General features: G+C 68.7%; 2 protein-coding genes and 1 pseudogene. All 3 read right to left on the reverse strand.

All coding sequences use genetic code 11. From position 1 onward, the window contains the following. Positions 1–30: 30 nt before the first annotated feature. Positions 31–285, reverse strand: coding sequence for a PspC domain-containing protein (locus tag LQV45_RS32630; protein ID WP_230011722.1), 255 nt, complete (start codon positions 283–285; stop codon positions 31–33). A 3-nt stretch (positions 286–288) separates the two neighbouring features. After that, on the reverse strand, positions 289–552 hold the full coding sequence (locus LQV45_RS32635) for a hypothetical protein (RefSeq protein ID WP_230011724.1): 264 nt from the start codon (positions 550–552) through the stop codon (positions 289–291). Position 553: 1 nt separating this feature from the next. Then, positions 554–1,385 (reverse strand): annotated as a pseudogene (locus tag LQV45_RS32640) (hypothetical protein); the annotation flags it as partial.

The following is a 1,385-nucleotide window of genomic DNA, read 5'->3' on the forward strand; positions in this document are numbered from 1 at the left end:
GGCTTGTGATTGGCCGGCCTGTGATGGATGTCAGGGCCGGGAGGAACGCTTCGAGAGGAAGCTTGCGAGGACGATTGCGTTGCGCTGGTCCGGGAGGAGGAGCCAGGCCGCGAGGTAGACCACGAACGCCGGGCCAGGGAGCAGGCTCAGGAGCAGGTAGGCGATCCGGACATAGGCCACATCAACGTTCAGCTTGGCGGCAACCCCGCCGCAAACGCCGCCAACCCAGCGCTGCGGACCACGTTTCAGGCCGAAGCCCCGGATGGTGTCGAAGAATTTATCCATGGCTCAAGACTTCCCTGTAGTTGACTTATTGTCACGCCTGCGCGCCGAGACCAGGCCGCCCACGACCAGGGCGCCCCCGGCCCCGATCATCAGGCCGATCAGCACATAGGTGCCGTTGAGGGCCACGAGGCCGAGCCGGGAAATGATGATCAGTGCGGCCAATGCCACCACTGTCAGTCCCCAGACCACTGTGCCCACCCGGGCGGGCGAGCCCGCTTCGCGGTCGTGCCCGGCATCGGCCAGCGGCGAGTCGTCATAGCTGCTCATGTCAGTTGCCTTCCTTGATGGTCACGTTGCTGACGGTGCCGGAGATCTCCAGGACCAGCCGGGCGCCAGGTTTCGCGGTGTTGTAGTCGCTTTGCTGCGTCGTCATGCCGCCGCGGTCCTGGTTGCCGTCGTGGAGGTTGCCCATGGTCATGTCCGCCTGGACGTGCACCGGAACGGTGGCGGGGATGACGACGGTGAGGTTGCTGGCCGTCGCGTCGATCGGAACTACGACGTCGGAGCCCAGGGGCGGATTCAGCGCCAGCTTGGTCAGGTCCACGGTTCCGGCGCCGCCGGTGATCTCGAAGCCGCCTTGGGCCTGCTGAATGCTCGCGGGCGTCCAGTCGGCGTTCTGGAAGCGGAACCGGTCCCCGTGCGGGATCACGCTGAAAATGGCGCCGATCAGCAGGGCCACGACCGCGAAGAAGCCCAGGATCCCGGAGGTCCGGCCCCGCAGCCCTGCGAACAGGATCCCGAGGCCCAGGATGGCCGCGCCGAAGGCCCAGACCAGCGCGTTGCCGGCATCGCCGAGGTCGATCACGTTGGCGGCGTCGAGGGCCTTGATGCCCCCGCCCACCAGGAGGGCGGAGCCGACGGTGATGGCGACCGCCGGAGCGCCTGGGCCAAGGTTGCGCGCGGCCGGTGCGGCCGGTGTGGCGCCGGACCCCGGTCCGTAGCCGCCTGGGGGAACAGGACCGGGCGGGACGGGGCCGGACGCAATGGGTCCCGACGGCGGAGGCGGACCCCAGTCCGGGGCGGTGCCGGTGACTCGAGAGCTGTCAGCCGGGTCGCCATAGGTCCGGCCGCCGCCCTGCGGGAAGCTGCCTGCTGTATTC

It is taken from the genome of Microbacterium sp. Bi128, assembly GCF_918698205.1.

Coding starts and splice junctions, on each gene's coding strand:
- LQV45_RS32630 (WP_230011722.1), bottom strand. CDS start 285: ATGGATAAATTCTTCGACACCATCCGGGGCTTCGGCCTGAAACGTGGT.
- LQV45_RS32635 (WP_230011724.1), bottom strand. CDS start 552: ATGAGCAGCTATGACGACTCGCCGCTGGCCGATGCCGGGCACGACCGC.